The sequence below is a fragment of the Kitasatospora sp. NPDC101155 genome (assembly GCF_044768305.1).
Lineage (GTDB): Bacteria > Actinomycetota > Actinomycetes > Streptomycetales > Streptomycetaceae > Kitasatospora.
The window spans coordinates 181,900-197,541 of the sequence record NZ_JBIWPN010000003.1 but is presented as its reverse complement, the minus strand read 5'-3'; the positions used below and the strand labels follow the sequence as shown (position 1 = coordinate 197,541).

Here is a 15,642-nt window from a genome sequence, read left to right as displayed (position 1 = left end):
GCCTTCGGGCAGGAGGGGCCCACCTTTTCGGCGTCGGCGCGGCCCTTCGGCTCACTCACCGAGGTTCGACCGTCCCGGACGGCCGGCGCGGCCCTTCGGCTCACTCCCCGAGGTTCGCCAGCTCCCGGACGGCCGCCGCGAACAGGTCGCCGCGCTCGCCGTAGTTGGTGAACATGTCCATCGAGGCGCAGGCCGGGGCCAGCAGCACCGTGTCACCCGATCGGGCGAGCGACGCGGCCGTGCGAACCACCTCGGTCATCGCCACCGCGCCAGTCTGGCCCTCGGCTGCCTCGATCACCGGCACATCCGGAGCGTGTCGCTCCAGCGCCTCGCGGATCAGCGCCCGGTCCTGGCCGATCAGCACGACCGCGCGCAGCCGCTCGGCCGCGCCCTGGACCAGGTCGTCGAAGGTCGCGCCCTTGGCCAGGCCGCCGGCGATCCAGACGATCGGCCGGTAGGCGGCCAGCGAGGCGGCCGCGGCGTGGGTGTTGGTGGCCTTGGAGTCGTCGATGTACGCAACCTCGCGGACCACGCCGACCTCGGCGATCCGGTGGGCGTCCGGGCGGAAGGCCCGCAGGCCCTCCCGGACGGCCTTCGGCTCGACCCCGTAGGCCCGGGCCAGCGCCGCCGCGGCAAGCGCGTTGGCGATGTTGTGCGGGGCCGGTGGGTTGACGTCCTCGACGGAGCCCAACTCGGCCGCGTTCTTGGTCCGGTCCTCGACGAAGGCGCGGTCCACCAGCAGGCCGTCCACCACGCCGAAGTTCGACGGGCTCGGCGCGCCGAGACCGAAGCCGATCGCCCGGCAGCCCTCCTCGACGTCGGCCTCGCGGACCAGCGCCTCGGTGGCCGGGTCGGCCAGGTTGTACACGCAGGCGACCACGTTGCCCTCGTAGATCCGGCCCTTGTCGGCGGCGTACGCCTCCATGGAGCCGTGCCAGTCGAGGTGGTCGGGTGCCAGGTTGAGCACCGCCGCCGAGTACGGGCGCAGCGAGGGCGCCCAGTGCAGCTGGTAGCTGGAGAGCTCGACGGCGAGCACGTCGTACGGCTCCTCGGCGAGCACCGCGTCCAGCACCGAGACCCCGACGTTGCCGACGGCGGCGGTGCGCTTGCCGGCCGCCGTGAGGATCGAGGCGAGCATCTGGACGGTGGTGGTCTTGCCGTTGGTGCCGGTGACGGCCAGCCAGGGGGCGGGCTCGCCGGTGCCCGGCAGCGGCTTGCGCAGCCGCCAGGCCAGCTCGACGTCGCCCCAGACCGGGACGCCGGCCGCCTCGGCGGCGACGAACAGCGGGCTGTCGGGCGCCCAGCCGGGCGAGGTGACGATCAGCCGGGTGCCCTCGGGCAGGCTCGCGCCGTCGCCCAGGCGCACCGTGACGCCCAGCGCCTCCAGCTCGGCGGCGCGGGCCTTGAGGCCCTCGCCGCTGCCGCCGTCCACCACGGTGACGCTCGCGCCGAGCCCGTTCAGGACGCGCGCGGCGCTGATGCCCGAGACGCCGAGGCCGGCGACCACCACGGGCAGGTTCATGAAGTCAGGATTCGTCATCCGGTCCGGTATCCCGCGTAGAAGAGGCCGAGGCCGACGGCCACGCACAGGCCCTGGATGATCCAGAAGCGGACCACGACCAGGACCTCGCTCCAGCCCTTGAGTTCGAAGTGGTGTTGCAGTGGTGCCATCTTGAAGACGCGCTTGCCGGTCATCCGGAAGGAGCCGACCTGGATGATCACCGACAGGGTGATGATCATGAAGAGGCCGCCGAGCAGGATCAGCAGCAGCTCGGTGCGGGAGCAGATCGCCAGACCGGCCAGGGCGCCGCCGAGGGCGAGCGAGCCGGTGTCACCCATGAAGATCTTGGCGGGCGAGGTGTTCCACCACAGGAAGCCGAAGCAGGAGCCCATCAGGGCGGCGGCCACCACCGCGAGGTCCAGTGGGTCGCGGACGTCGTAGCAGGCGCCGGTGGCCGAGATGAAGTAGGCGCAGCTCTGGGTGTACTCCCAGACGCCGATGAAGGTGTAGGCGCCGAAGGCCATCACCGAGGCGCCGGTGGCGAGGCCGTCCAGGCCGTCCGTCAGGTTCACGCCGTTGGAGGTGGCGGCGATCATGAAGTAGGCGAAGATGACGAACAGGACCGGGCCGATCGCCCACTTGAAGTCGCGCACGAAGGACAGCGACTGGGAGGCCGGGCTGAGCCCGCGGTCGTCGTGGAACTGCAGCGCCAGGATGGCGAACACCAGGCCGACGATCGACTGGCCGGCCAGCTTCGCCTTGGCCCGCAGGCCCAGCGAGCGGCGCTTGACCACCTTGATGTAGTCGTCCAGGAAGCCGACCAGGCCGAGGCCCGTGGTCAGGAAGAGCACCAGCAGCCCGGAGGCGGTCGGGGTGTCGCCCGTTATCGCCTTCGTGCCGAAGTACGCGATCAGGGTCGCCAGGATGAAGGCGATGCCGCCCATGGTGGGCGTGCCCTTCTTGCTGTGGTGCGCCTTGGGGCCGTCGTCACGGATGTACTGGCCGTAGCCCTGCCGGGCGAGCAGCTTGATCAGGGCGGGCGTGCCGACCAGCGAGAGGATCAGGCCGATCATCCCGGAGAAGAGGATCTGCTTCATCATCGGGCAGCACCGTCCGCCAGGAGGGCCTCGGCCACCTTCTCCAGCCCCACCGAACGGGACGCCTTCACCAGGACCACATCCCCCGGCCGCAGCTGACTGCGCAGCAGCTCGACCGCCGCGTCCGCGTCGGACACCAGCACCGACTCCTCACCCCACGAACCTTCGTTCCTCGCGCCGAGTTCCATGCAGGCCGCCTCGCGTCCGCCGACCGCCACCAGCTTGGTGACGTCCAGCCGGACGGCGAGCCGCCCGATGGCGTCGTGCTCGGCCAGGCTGTCCTCGCCGAGCTCCCGCATCTCGCCGAGCACCGCCCAGGTGCGGCGGCGCTCCGGACCGCGGCCGCCGATCGAGACCAGCGCCCGCAGCGCGGCCCGCATCGAGTCGGGGTTCGCGTTGTAGGCGTCGTTGACGACGGTGACACCATCGGCCCGGTCGACGACCTCCATGCGCCAGCGGGACAGCGCACCCGCCTCGCCCAGGGCTGCCGCGGTGTCGTCGACGGTCATCCCGAGCTCCATCGCCACCGCGGCGGCGGCGAGGGCGTTCGAGACGTGGTGCTCACCGTACAGGCGCAGCTGCACGGGAGCGGAACCGGCCGGGGTGGTGAGCGTGAACGATGGCCGTCCGGTGGCGTCCAGGCGAACGTCGGTCGCCCGCACGTGGGCCTCCGGGGACTCCCCGAAGAAGACCACCTTCGCCCTGGTCCGGGAGGCCATCGCGCGCACCAGCCGGTCGTCCGCGTTGAGGATCGCGGCGCCCTCGGCGGGCAGCGCCTCGACCAGCTCGCCCTTGGCCTCGGCGATCGCCTCCTGGGAGCCGAACTCGCCGACGTGGGCGGTGCCGACGTTGAGCACCAGGCCGATCCGGGGCGGGGTGATCGAGGTGAGGTACTCGATGTCGCCCTTGTGCCGGGCGCCCATCTCCATGACCAGGTGCCGGGTGCCGGCCTCGACCCGCAGCGCGGTCATCGGGTGGCCGATCTCGTTGTTGAGCGAGCCGGGCGGGAAGACGGTCTCGCCGTGGCGCTGGAGCAGCTGGGCGATCAGGTCCTTGGTGCTGGTCTTGCCGGCCGAGCCGGTCAGTGCGACCACGGCGGTGCCCTCGGCGCGGGCGACCACGGTGCGGGCCAGCTTGCCGAGCGCCTCCACCACACTGTCGACCAGGACGGCGGGCACGCCGACCGGGCGGGAGGCCAGCACCGCGACGGCGCCGGCCTCGACCGCCGTGACGGCGTAGTCGTGGCCGTCCACGCGCTCGCCGACGAAGGCCGCGAACAGGCCGCCGGGGCACACCTTCCGTGAGTCGACCTCGACCGGGCCGGTGACCAGGACGTCCGGGTCCGCGCCGTCCAGGGTGCCGCCGACCGCGGCGGCCACCTCGGCGAGGGTCAGTGCGATCACTGCTGCTCTACTCCTCGGTCGCCCCGGGCGGCCGTGGTCCGCACGATGGATTCGCGCAGCACCTCCCGGTCGTCGAAGGGGCGGATCTCGTCTCGTACGTACTGGCCGAGCTCGTGGCCCTTGCCGGCCACCAGCACGGTGTCCCCCGCCTGGGCGCGGGCGACGGCGAGCTGGATCGCCTCGGCCCGGTCGGGGACGACCAGGACGGCCCCGCGCTCGGCCTCGGGCACCGCGGCGGCGCCGGTCAGCATGCTGGCGAGGATCGCCAGCGGGTCCTCGCTGCGCGGGTTGTCGCCGGTCAGCAGGGCGGTGTCGGCGAGGCGGGCGGCGATGGCGCCCATCGGGCCGCGCTTGTGGGGGTCGCGGTCGCCGCCGCAGCCGACGACCACGTGCAGGCGGCCCTTGGTGACCTCGCGCAGCGAGGCGAGGACGGCCTGCAGGGCGTCCGGCTTGTGGGCGTAGTCCACGACGGCGACGAACGGCTGTCCGGCGTCCACCCGCTCCAGCCGGCCCGGCACTCCGGGGACGGCGGCGACGCCGGCCACGGCCAGCTCCAGCGGCAGCCCGGCGGCGACCAGCACGGTGATCGCGGCCAGCGCGTTGGAGACATTGAACGGGCCGGGCAGCGGGACGGCGGCGTCCGCCTGCGCGCCGTCCGGGCCGAGCACCCGGAAGGTGGAGCCGGTCGGACCGAGCTGGACGTCCACGGCCCGCCAGTCGGCCTCGGCGGCGCCGGCGGCCGAGAAGGTGGTCACCGGGATCTTGGCCTCGGCGGCCAGCCGGCGGCCGTACTCGTCGTCCAGGTTGATCACGCCGTGGCGGGACTTGCCGGGCTGGAAGAGCCGGGCCTTCGCCTGGAAGTAGTCCTCCATGTCCGGGTGGAAGTCGAGGTGCTCGGGGGTGAGGTTGTTGAACAGCGCGACGTCGTACGCCACCCCGTCGGTGCGGCCGAAGACCAGGGCGTGGCTGGAGACCTCCATGGTCACCGCGTCCGCGCCGCGCTCGGCCATCACGCCGAGGATCGCGTGCAGGTCGGTGGCCTCGGGGGTGGTGCGCTCGCTCTTGATCCGCTCCTCGCCGACCCTCATCTCCACGGTGCCGATCACGCCGGGGCTGCGCCCGGCGCCGCGCAGACCGCCCTCGACCAGGTACGAGGTGGTGGTCTTGCCGTTGGTGCCGGTCAGCCCGATCATCAGCAGCCGCTCGGACGGGCGGCCGTAGACGATCGCGGCCAGCTCGCCCATCCGGGCCCGCGGCCGGTCGACGACCAGCAGCGGCAGACCGGTGGGGGCGGCCAGCTCGGCGCCCGCGGGGTCGGTGAGCACGGCCACCGCGCCGGCGTCCGCGGCCTTGGCCGCGAAGGCCGCGCCGTGGTGGTTGGCGCCCGGGAAGGCCACGTACACGTCGCCCGGGCGCACCGCGCGGGAGTCGTGGGTGACGCCGGTGACGGCGCCGCCCTCGACGGGCGGCAGGCCCAGCTGAGCGGCCAGTTCGGCGAGCGACAGGGCGGCGGCCCCGGTCGGGCGGGGCGGACTCACGGTGGTTTGATCGGGTTTCGGCACGGCGGGAAGGCTATCCGCCGAAGGGTGCCCAGGGCCAAACCGGGCCTTCTCGGCGTCGCCGGCCGCACCGGCCCGCTGGTTGCTCATCCGCGCTCACGGCTTCCACTCGACGGGCAGGTTGGGCGCCTGGCTGCCGCTCGGCGGGACCTGCATGGTCTTCAGGGTGAACTCCATCACCTGTTTGAACACCGGCCCGCACAGCGAGCCGCCGAAGTGGCCGTTGACCGGGCCCTGGAGGGTACAGGAGACGGTGTAGCGGGGGGCGTCGGCCGGGGCGAAGCCGATGAAGGAGGCGGTGTAGCCGTCGTAGCCGACCCCGTTGGCGGCCCCCCGGTTGGCGGTACCGGTCTTGCCGGCGACCCGGTAGCCGGGGATGGCGGCCTTGCCGCCCGTGCCCTGCTCGTCGTCGACGACCGACTCCAGCATCGAGGTGAGGGTCTTGGCGGTCTGCTCGCTGACCACCCGGGTCTGCTCCCCCGCCGGGGTCGGGGTGAACTTGCCGTCCGGCCCGGTGGTGCCCTGGACGATGCTGGGCGCGACCCGCACCCCGCCGTTGGCGATCGTCGAGTACACCGAGGTGGCCTGCAGCGCGTTCATCTGCATCGGGCCCTGGCCGAAGGAGATGTTGTACTTCTCCGAGGCGACCAGGTCCTCCGGCTTCTTGAGCATCCCGGGGGTCTCCCCGGGGAAGTTCAGACCGGTCGGCTGGGCCACGCCGAACTTGCGCATGTAGCCGTCCAGCACCTGGTTGGCCTTCAGCTGGTCGCCGTCGCCGAGGGTCTCGACCGCCTCGATGGTGCCGATGTTGGAGGACTTGGCCAGCACCCCGGCCAGGGTCAGGTACCAGTCGCCGTGCGGAACGTCGTCCTTGAACTGCTGGCCCGCCCGGACGAGCGTGCCGGGCACGGTGACCCTGGTGTCCCAGTTGGCCTTGCCGGAGTCCAGGACGGCGGCCAGGCTCATCAGCTTGGCGGTGCTGCCCGGCTCGTAGGCGTCGACCAGGGCCGGGTTGCCCATCTGGGACTGCTTGGAGAGGCTCAGGTCGTTCGGGTTGAAGCCGGGCGCGGTGGCCATCGCGAGGACCTGACCGGTCTTCACGTCCTGGACCACCACGTAGCCCTTCTCCGCGCCGGAGTTGGCCACCTGGTCGGTGATCGCCCGCTGGGCGGCCCACTGGATGTCCCGGTTGACGGTCAGCTTGACGTCGCTGCCGGGCACGGCCTCGTCCATCGAGCCCCCGGCGGTGGGCACCAGCCGCCCGCCCGCCTGGGCGTAGCTGCTGTGGCCGTCCTTGCCGGCCAGCAGCTTCTGGTACTGCAGTTCCAGGCCGCCCGCGCCCGCGCCCTCGCCGTTGACGAAGCCGATCAGGTTGGCGGCCAGGCCGTCCGCCGGGTAGACCCGCTTCTGGGTCTCCTGGTTGAACACCCCGGCCAGCGGGTTGGCGCACTCGTTGTCCACCCGGGTCCGCCCGCCCTGGTCGGCGGGCTTGCCGAGCAGCTTCTTCTGGGCCAGGCAGGTGCGCGAGCCGGCCTGCTTCTCCAGGGTCGACTTCAGGTCGCTGATCTGGTTCTTGGCAGCCGGGGTCTGCTGGGCGGCCAGCCGCTTGTAGCGGGTCTTGGGGGTGTGCAGATCGGTGGCGAGCTTCTCCTTGGGCACGCCGAGGATCGGCGACAGCAGGGCGGCCGCCTGCTCCGGCGCGTCCGGGATGCCGGTCGCCTCCGGGGTGAACATCGCCGGGTCGGCGGTGATGTCGTACGCGTCGACGGTGGCCGCCAGCGCGACCCCGTCGGAGGACGTTATCGAGCCACGCTCGGCGGTGATCGGGATGTTCAGGTAGCGGTTGGTGTTGGCGTCGGCGGCCAGCGCGTCGGCGTCCACCAGCTGGAGCTGCACCAGACGCCCGGCGAAGACCGAGAAGACCAGGGACAGCACCACGGTGATCACCCGCAGCCGGCGCTTCGGCTCGGCCAGCTTCAGCGCCTTGGGGCGCTGCGGCGGGCGGGTCTTCGGACGCGGCCGCACCGCCGCCTGGCTGCGGGCCGGCGGACGGCCCTCGGGGCGGCGCTGCTGCGGCGCGCGCGGGGTACGGGCGGCGGCCTTGGCGGGCTGGGCCTTGGCCGACTGGCCGCGCGCGGGCTGGCCCTTGGCGGCCTGCGGTTTGGCGGGCTGCGGCTTGACGGGCTGAGGCTTCGCGGACTGGCCCTTCGCCGGCTGGCTGCGGCCCGCGGCGGGCCGGGGCGCACCGGTGCGCGGCGGCTGGCGACGGCCCGAACCGGAGCCGGAGCCCGAGCCCGACGGCTGACGGGGAGTGGTCACCGGTTGCCACCCCCGTGCGGCGCGGGCGAGACCGGGTTGAGCTGGATCACCGAGTCACCGGCCGAGGCCGCCGGGGTCGGCGCCGGCGGGGTCGCGGCCGGGGTGGTCGGCTGGGCGCTCGGCTGCGCGGTGGGCCGCGCCGAAGGCGCCGGGGCGCCCTGCGCAGCCGGGGAGGCCTTCATCGGCCACGGATCGACCGTCGACTTCTTCACCGGCGGGCTGTCCTGCGCCGGTCCGGGCGTGCCGATCACCTTGCCTCCGTTCGGCACGTCCAGGAAGGCCATCCCCCCGGCCGGGATCATGCCCAGCTCCCCGGCCCGCTTGGCCAGCGCGTCCGGGGCCGAGCTCTGGTCGATCTCGTGCTGGAGGCTCTGCTGCTCGTCGGTCGCCTTGGTGGTCTGCTTCTGCAGCCGGGACAGCTCGAAGGAGCCCTCGTTGAGCGCGGTGTTCAGCGCCAGCAGCCCGAACAGGCCGCCGGCCAGCAGCATCACCACGAGCACCGCGAACGGCGTGCGCCCCCGCACGGGGCGCCGCCCCGGCCGGACCGTGATGCGCGCCCTGCCCTGTCCGGGGAGTCCTCCCCGCCCCGCCCGGACCTCACCGGCCACCGGCCCCACCGCTTTCCTCCGCCCTTCGGACCCCGCCGGGACTCAGCCCCGCTTGCTTCGGTCCCTGATCCTCTCCGCCACCCGCAGTCGGACGGGCGCGGCGCGCCGGTTCTCCTCGATCTCCTGCTCGGTGGCCAGCTCGGCACCTCGGGTGATCAGTTTGAGCCAGGGCTGGTGCTCCTCCGGGATGAACGGAAGCCCCGGCGGGGCGGTGCTGGTCGCCCCGGCGGCGAAGTACTGCTTCACCAGCCGGTCCTCCAGCGACTGGTACGACATCACGACCATCCGGCCGCCGAGCGCCAGGACGTCCAGCGCCCCCGGGATCGCCCGGTCCAGGACCTCCAGCTCGCCGTTGACCTCGATCCGCAGTGCCTGGAACGTCCGCTTGGCCGGGTTCCCGCCGGTCCGACGGGTCGCCGCCGGAATGGCGTTGCGCACCAACTCGACCAGACGCGCGCTGTTGGTGAACGGTTCCTTGGCCCGCTCCCGCAGGATGACCGAGGCGATCTTCCCGGCGAACCGCTCCTCGCCGTACACCTTGAGGATCCGGGCCAGGTCACCGTGGCTGTAGGTGTTCAGCACCTCCGCCGCGCTGATCCCCCGGGTCTGGTCCATCCGCATGTCCAGCGGCGCGTCCTGGGCGTACGCAAAACCGCGGTCGGCCTCGTCCAGCTGCATCGAGGAGACGCCGAGGTCGAACAGGATGCCGTCCACCTCGTCGATGCCCAGGCGCTCCAGCACCTCGGGGATCTCGTCGTACACCGCGTGCACCAGGGTGGCCCGGTCGCCGAACGGGGCCAGCCGCTCGCCGGACAGCTTCAGCGCCTGCGGGTCGCGGTCCACCGCGACCAGCCGGACCTCCGGGAACTGGGTGAGCAGCGCCTCGCTGTGCCCGCCGAGTCCGAGGGTGGCGTCCACCACCACGGCACCGGGGCGCGAGATCGCGGGGGCGAGGGCGTCCATGCACCGCTGCAGCATCACCGGAACGTGCTTGGGACCCGGTTCGTTGGTGGTCATGCGCGGTGGCGCCCTTCCTCGGTGCGGAGCAGCCCGATCTCCGGGAGCTCCGACCATTCTCGCCCACCGTCCCCCGACACGACGACGCGGCCCGTGGTCCCCGCCCGCTCAGGGGAAAGGTCGTGACCGCCCGGCGCCGGGGAAGGTGCGCCAGGTGGGCACGGAGCGGGTGGAGGCCATGAGCCGCATCGACCGGTCCACACCGGCCGACAAGGCCCGGTTGACGGGCTCCGGCGGGTGTGCTCCACTGCGGCGCAACTCTATCGCGCGGCCCCCGGCAGTCAATGATCCGCTCCGGCGCACCACCCGGGCGGCGGTACGGATCACCGCAGGTCGCGGCCGTCGGAGCGGACCGGTGGAGGCCCCGGCCGGCGAGCCCCGACGAGCGCCGCGCGCCCCCGTCGAGCGACCGGGTACGAACCCACTCCGGGACCAGCTCGGACAAACCCTCCCGTTGTCGCTATGCACTCGATCACAGCGGCCGGTTCTGTAGCTCCCGACCCCACCGCGGGGCCCGGAATCGCACTAACGTCGCCACCATGACAGTGACCCCCGACCGGCCCACGCCGAACGCCGCTGCCGACACCACCCGACCCGTCATCATCGACCGTTTCGTGACGGCCAACCGCGAGTACGCGGTGACCTTCCGGGACGGCGGCATGGACGCCCGCCCGGTGCAGAAGATCGCCGTGGTGGCCTGTATGGACGCCCGCCTCGACCTGTTCGCGGCGCTCGGCCTCGAACTGGGCGACGCGCACGTCATCCGCAACGCGGGCGGCGTCGTCACCGACGACACCATCCGCTCCCTGACCATCAGCCAGCGCGCCCTCGGCACCCGCTCGATCGCGCTGATCCACCACACCGGCTGCGGCCTGCTCGGACTCACCGAGGACTTCCGCCGCGAGCTGGAGCTGGAGGTCGGCCAGCGCCCGCAGTGGGCGGTGGAGTCCTTCGTCGACCTGGACGGCGACGTCCGCCAGTCCATGCAACGGGTGCGCACCTCCCCGTTCCTGCTGCACACCGACGACGTGCGCGGCTTCGTCTTCGACGTCCACACCGGGCTGCTGCGCGAGATCGTCTGATTCTCGCCCGCTCTCCTCCGGGCATTCGGGAACAGCCGAATGGTGACTTCGGGCCACCGCCCGGGGGAGAATGCGCCTGCCGGTCGGACCCCGAACCACCTGGGGCGGCCGGGCCGCAGGCCGCCACCCCGGCGCCGGATCCGCCGTCGGAACCGCCCCCGGGACGGCCGCGTCAAGCATGGGGTGGGGGTCCGGCCTCGGGTGAGGCTGGCACAGGGTGCCAGGGAGCGTAAACGGGTGACGAGCTACAACGACCAGGCCGGTCTCGGCAGTCCTGCGGGGGGCGAACAGAGGGCGAACGGGTACCGCCAGGTCGGACTCCCCGAGCTCGCCGCGGTCGTGGACCGTGTCCGCGCCAACATCGAGAGCGTGATCGAGGGCAAGCCGGAGGCCGTCCGGATCGCCCTGACCGTCCTGCTCGCCGAGGGCCACCTGCTGCTGGAGGACGTGCCCGGCGTCGGCAAGACCATGCTGGCCAAGGCGCTCGCCCGCTCGGTCGACTGCACCGTGCGCCGCATCCAGTTCACGCCCGACCTGCTGCCCTCGGACGTCACCGGCACCAACATCTACGACCAGCAGCGGCACGACTTCGAGTTCCGCCCGGGAGCGATCTTCGCCCAGATCGTGGTCGGCGACGAGATCAACCGCGCCTCGCCCAAGACCCAGTCCGCGCTGCTGGAGTCCATGGAGGAGCGCCAGGTCACCATCGACGGCACCAGCTACGAGCTGCCCTCGCCGTTCATGGTCGTGGCCACCCAGAACCCGGTCGAGATGGAGGGCACCTACGCCCTCCCGGAGGCCCAGCGGGACCGCTTCATGGCCCGGATCTCGATGGGCTACCCCAGCCCCGAGGCCGAGTTCGCGATGCTCGACGTGCACGCCGGCGCCAACCCGCTGGCCGACCTCCAGCCCGTCGCGCACGCCACCGACATCCTCAAGCTGGTCGACCTGGTCCGCACCGTGCACATCGCCGACCCGGTGCGCCGCTACGCCGTCGACCTGGTCTCCGCCACCCGCACCAGCCCCGAGCTGCGCCTGGGCGCCTCGCCGCGCGCCACCCTGCACCTGGTCCGGGCCGCCCGCGCCGCCGCCGCGCTGGACGGACGCGACTACGTCACCCCGGACGACATCCAGCGCCTGGCCGTCCCGGTCCTCGCGCACCGCCTGATGCCGACCGCCGAGACCCAGCTCAGCCGCCGTACCTCCGAGCAGATCGTGACCGACCTGGTCGCCCGGCTGCCGCTGCCGCGTCCGCAGGGCGGCCCGGCCGTCCGGAGGGGCTGAGGTGTCCTCATCCGATCAGACGGGTGGGCTGCGGGCCGGACTGCGCGGCCTCACCACCCGCGGCCGCTCCTTCCTCGCGGCCGGACTGACCGCGGTGGTCTGCGCCTACCTGCTCAACCAGGACGCCCTGCTGCGGGTCGGCGTGCTGCTCGCCGCGCTGCCGCTGGTCGCCGCCCTGGTGGTCGCCAACACCCGCTACCGGGTGGCCAGCGGCCGCCGGCTCAACCCGCACCGGGCGATCGCCGGCCAGGAGGCCCGGGTCCACCTGCGGGTCGACAACGTCTCCCGGGTGCCCACCGGCCTGCTGCTCCTGGAGGACAAGGTCCCGTACGTGCTCGGGCCGCGCCCGCGGTTCGTGCTGGACCGGGTCGAGCCGCGCGGCTTCCGCGAGGTCTCCTACCGCGTCCGCTCCGACCTGCGCGGCCGCTACCCGCTCGGGCCGCTGCTTCTGCGGCTGTCCGACCCGTTCGGGATGTGCGAGGTCAGCCGCTCCTTCACCGCCTCCGACGTGCTCACCGTCGTCCCGCAGGTCCAGGCGCTGCCGCAGGTGCGGCTCAGCGGCGAGTGGATCGGCCAGGGCGAGAGCCACGCCCACACCCTCGCGCTGGCCGGCGACGACGACGTGATCCTGCGCGAGTACCGGCCCGGCGACGACCTGCGCCGGGTGCACTGGCGCTCCACCGCCCGGTACGGCGAGCTGATGGTGCGCCGCGAGGAACAGCCGCAGAAGGCCCGGGCCACCGTCCTGCTGGACACCCGCGAGGTCGGCCACCGCGGCAGCGGCCCGGCCTCCTCCTTCGAGTGGGCGGTCAGCTGCGCCGCCTCCGTGGCCGTGCACCTGCTGGAGCGCGGCTACCAGACCCAACTGCTGACCGACACCGGCCAGTGGGTGCCCGGCCCCGGCACCGGGGGCAACAACGTCGCCGCCGACACCTCCGGGCTGATCCTGGACGCCCTCGCGGTCGCCGACCTCTCCGACGGCGGCGGGCTCTCCCGCGCCGAGGAGCCGCTGCGGGCCGGCGGCGAGGGCCTGCTGGTCGCCGTCATCGGCGCGCTGGACGAGGCGCAGGCCGCCCGGCTGGCGCGGCTGCGCAGCCGTACCGGCGGGGCGATCGCCTTCCTGCTCGACACCGACACCTGGGCCGGGCTGCGGATGCTCGCCCCGAACACCGGCGGCGAGGAGTTCCGCAAGCGGGTCCGGCAGCTGCGCGAGGCCGGCTGGACGGTCCTGCCGGTGCGCGCCGGGGACTCCGTACCGGACCTGTGGCGGGCCGCCGAGGGCGCCAAGACCACCGCCCCCTACCGAGAAGAGGCCGGCGCGTGACCACCCGGGCCAAACTGACCGTGTACTCGGCGCTGGCCACCACCCTCGCCGCGCTGTGCATGCTCCCGCTGCTCACCACCCGGAGCTGGCTCACCCACGCCGTCCTGGTGGTCGCCGTGATCGCGGCGGTCGGAGCGGGCCTGCGCCGCTCCCCGCTGTTCCGCTGGACGGTGCCGGTGGCGCAGCTGCTGGTGCTGCTCCTGCTGATGCTGATCGGCTTCGCCGGCTCCGGGATGACCGGCGGCGTGCTGCCCGGCCCGAACGCGATGCGGGTGCTGAGCCGGGTCTTCTCCTCCGGCATCGACGACATCACCCAGTACGCCATCCCGGCGCCTCCGACCGCCGGGCTGCGGCTGATCCTGGTCTCCTCGGTCGGCCTGATCGCCGTCCTGGTGGACACCGTCGCGGTGACCTACCGGCGCTCCGCGCTGGCCGGGCTGCCGCTGCTGGCGCTGTACTCGATCGGCAACGGCCTGGCCGGGGACCACGGCAGCTGGGTCTGGTTCGGCCTGGCCGCGACCGGCTACCTGATGCTGCTGTTCGCCGAGGGCCAGGACCGGGTCTCCCGCTGGGGCCGGGTCTTCCGCGGCGGCGCGCGCGGCACGGTCGGCTCCAGCCAGGTCAGCCCGGGCGGCCAACAGGTCGGCGTCCTGGCGCTGGCCCTGGCGATGCTGCTGCCGGTCTTCCTGCCGCGCTGGGACTTGGGGCTGCTGGACTCCGGCCCCGGCGGGTCCTCCGGCAAGGGCACCTCGGGCGGCGTGACGACCAGCCTCGACCCGCTGGTCAGCCTGGAGGCCGCGGTCACCAAACCGACCGACACCGAGCTGCTCAGCTACACCCTGGACAGCGACCTGGCCGACCAGATCTACCTGCGCGCCGGCTCCCTGGACCAGTTCGACGGCACCAACTGGAAGCTCAGCAGCTCCGTCGTCAGCGACCTCCCGGCCACCCTGCCCTCCCCCGAGGGCCTGCGCAGCACCGACGTCCCCCGGATCGAGGGCGACTTCCAGGTCAGCGACCGGTTGGAGAAGAGCTGGCTGCCGATGCCGTACCCGGCCGCCTCCGTCCAGCTCCCCAACCGCGGCGACTGGAAGCTCGACCCGCTGACCCGCACCGTGGTGCCGACCAACGACAAGGCCATCCGCGGCCTGCACTACCAGGTCACCTCGCTGGACCTGCGGCCCACCGCCGGCGAGCTGCGCGCCGCGCCGCTCGCCCCGCAGAACATCCGGGAGCACTACACCGCCCTGCCCGCCGACCTGCCACCGGTGGTCGCCGAGCAGGCCAAGGCCGTCACCGCCAAGGCGCAGAACGACTACGACCGGGCGACGGCACTGGTGAACTGGTTCACCGGCCCGCAGTTCAAGTACGACACCAACGTCGCGGGCGGCACCGGCAGCGACGCGATCGCGGTCTTCCTGCGCGACCACCGGGGCTTCTGCGTGCACTTCGCCTCCACCATGGCGGCGATGGCCCGGGTGCTGAAGATCCCGTCCCGGGTCGCGGTCGGCTTCACCCCCGGCGACAGCAAGGGCGGCGACGTCTACTCGGTCACCGGCCGGATGTACCACGCCTGGCCCGAGTTGTACTTCTCCGGCTACGGCTGGATGCGCTTCGAGCCGACCCCGAGCCGCGGTGTCCCGGCCCACTACCAGGAGGCGTCCAGCGCCCCGACCACGGCGCCCACCCAGCAGCCGACCGCCGCCGCGTCGAGCGCGGCCGCCGTCCCGGCGCCGACCAGCAGCTCGGACTGCACCGCCAAGCAGCGCCAGCTGGGCGACTGCGGCGCCAGGAACAAGGCCGTCGACAAGGCCGACGAGCAGTCCTGGCCGCTCTCCTCGCAGGTGCTCGGCGCCCTGGCCGCGGTACTGGTGGTGATCGCACTGCTGCTCGCCCCGATGCTCTGGCGCACGGCCCTGCGCCGCCGCCGGCTCGGCGGCGGCGGACGGCGCCGCCCCGGCGGGGACGGCCCGCTCGAACTGACCGACGCCCAGGTGCTGGCCGCCTGGGACGAGCTGATCGACTCCGCCTGGGACCTCGGAATTCCCCCGGACGAGTCACGCACCCCGCGCTCGGCCGCCCGGAGGATCACCGAGAAGGCGGAGCTGGACGCGGATGCGGCGGCGGCCGCCGGGCGCCTGGCGCTGGCCACCGAGCGGGTGCTCTACGCCCCGGCCGGGCAGATCACCACGGCCGCGCTGGCCGCCGACGTCCGCACCGTCCGGCATGGTCTGTGGAGCGGTGCCGGGCGGATGGACCGGGCCCGGGCACTGCTGCTGCCGCCGTCCTCGGCGCAGCTGTGGTGGCGGACCTCCGACGCGGTGCGGGCGGCCCGTACGGCCGTCGGCACCCGGGTCGGCCGGGCCGTCGAGGCGGTCACCGGGCCGGTGCGGCGGGTGTTCACCCGGCGCGAGCGGTCCACCCCTCAGGACTGAGCCGTCCTGAACC

The 15,642-nt window shown here is 73.3% G+C and carries 11 protein-coding genes; 4 read left to right on the top strand and 7 right to left on the bottom strand.

Features of this window, described 5'->3' with window-relative positions:
- Window positions 1-100: 100 nt before the first annotated feature.
- From murD to rsmH, 7 genes are all read right to left on the bottom strand, one after another.
- Window positions 101-1,540 carry a UDP-N-acetylmuramoyl-L-alanine--D-glutamate ligase gene (gene murD / locus ACIRYZ_RS05600; protein ID WP_402939932.1) on the bottom strand — a complete coding sequence of 480 codons (1,440 nt, stop codon included), beginning with the start codon at window positions 1,538-1,540 and terminating at the stop codon, window positions 101-103.
- Window positions 1,537-2,598: a phospho-N-acetylmuramoyl-pentapeptide-transferase gene (mraY, locus tag ACIRYZ_RS05595; RefSeq protein ID WP_402940539.1), complete on the bottom strand. Its 1,062-nt coding sequence runs from the start codon at window positions 2,596-2,598 to the stop codon at window positions 1,537-1,539. The genes murD and mraY overlap by 4 nt, the downstream gene beginning before the upstream one ends.
- Window positions 2,598-4,001, bottom strand: coding sequence for a UDP-N-acetylmuramoyl-tripeptide--D-alanyl-D-alanine ligase (gene murF, locus ACIRYZ_RS05590; protein WP_402939930.1), 1,404 nt, complete (start codon window positions 3,999-4,001; stop codon window positions 2,598-2,600). The genes mraY and murF overlap by 1 nt, the downstream gene beginning before the upstream one ends.
- Window positions 3,998-5,563, bottom strand: a complete 1,566-nt coding sequence (locus ACIRYZ_RS05585; protein WP_402939927.1) for a UDP-N-acetylmuramoyl-L-alanyl-D-glutamate--2,6-diaminopimelate ligase — start codon at window positions 5,561-5,563, stop codon at window positions 3,998-4,000. Before ACIRYZ_RS05585 ends, murF begins: the two co-directional genes overlap by 4 nt.
- Window positions 5,564-5,656: 93 nt before the next feature.
- On the bottom strand, window positions 5,657-7,879 hold the full coding sequence (locus tag ACIRYZ_RS05580) for a penicillin-binding transpeptidase domain-containing protein (RefSeq protein WP_402939924.1): 2,223 nt from the start codon (window positions 7,877-7,879) through the stop codon (window positions 5,657-5,659).
- Window positions 7,876-8,403 carry a cell division protein FtsL gene (locus ACIRYZ_RS05575; RefSeq protein WP_402939921.1) on the bottom strand — a complete coding sequence of 176 codons (528 nt, stop codon included), beginning with the start codon at window positions 8,401-8,403 and terminating at the stop codon, window positions 7,876-7,878. The genes ACIRYZ_RS05580 and ACIRYZ_RS05575 overlap by 4 nt, the downstream gene beginning before the upstream one ends.
- A 126-nt stretch (window positions 8,404-8,529) precedes the next feature.
- A complete protein-coding gene (rsmH, locus tag ACIRYZ_RS05570; protein WP_387620623.1) occupies window positions 8,530-9,504 on the bottom strand; it encodes a 16S rRNA (cytosine(1402)-N(4))-methyltransferase RsmH in 975 nt (324 codons plus the stop codon).
- Window positions 9,505-10,043: 539 nt separating this feature from the next.
- Here rsmH and ACIRYZ_RS05565 point away from each other — a divergent pair.
- From ACIRYZ_RS05565 to ACIRYZ_RS05550, 4 genes are all read left to right on the top strand, one after another.
- Window positions 10,044-10,586, top strand: a complete 543-nt coding sequence (locus ACIRYZ_RS05565) for a beta-class carbonic anhydrase (protein WP_380609288.1) — start codon at window positions 10,044-10,046, stop codon at window positions 10,584-10,586.
- 339 nt (window positions 10,587-10,925) lie between these two features.
- Window positions 10,926-11,870: an AAA family ATPase gene (locus ACIRYZ_RS05560; protein ID WP_393026751.1), complete on the top strand. Its 945-nt coding sequence runs from the start codon at window positions 10,926-10,928 to the stop codon at window positions 11,868-11,870.
- 1 nt (window position 11,871) lies between these two features.
- Window positions 11,872-13,194 (top strand): DUF58 domain-containing protein, encoded by a 1,323-nt coding sequence (locus tag ACIRYZ_RS05555; protein ID WP_402939917.1) that lies wholly within the window; start codon window positions 11,872-11,874, stop codon window positions 13,192-13,194.
- A complete protein-coding gene (locus ACIRYZ_RS05550) occupies window positions 13,191-15,629 on the top strand; it encodes a transglutaminaseTgpA domain-containing protein (RefSeq protein WP_402939914.1) in 2,439 nt (812 codons plus the stop codon). The genes ACIRYZ_RS05555 and ACIRYZ_RS05550 overlap by 4 nt, the downstream gene beginning before the upstream one ends.
- Window positions 15,630-15,642 lie beyond the last annotated feature (13 nt).